Consider the following 256-nt stretch of genomic DNA (forward strand, 5'->3'; position numbering starts at 1 on the left):
GGCCTCGCGGATCTTCTGGATGATCATCTGCTTGGCCGACTGGGCCGCGATGCGGCCGAGCGTCTCGGGATCGAGTTCCTGCTCACCATAGCGGGCGACGATGTGCCCGGTTGTTGGGTCAACGGAGACGAAGACGCCCTCCTCCACGCCGAAGTGGCGCTCGCTCGCGACCTGGATGGCCGACGCGATGCCGTTGAGGATGATCTCGCGCGGGATCTTCCGGTCCTCGTGGAGCTTGTCCACCAGTTCGAGGATC

At 64.8% G+C, this 256-nt stretch carries 1 protein-coding gene; it reads right to left on the bottom strand.

Annotation, left to right across the window (positions count from 1 at the left end; genetic code table 11):
• The coding region (locus tag SAZ04_RS22515) for a NusA N-terminal domain-containing protein (RefSeq protein ID WP_332699924.1) at nucleotides 1-256 on the bottom strand (256 nt) is incomplete at both ends.

The organism is Halalkalibacter lacteus, assembly GCF_036663595.1.
Taxonomy (GTDB): Bacteria; Bacillota; Bacilli; order Bacillales; family Bacillaceae_D; genus Halalkalibacter; species Halalkalibacter lacteus.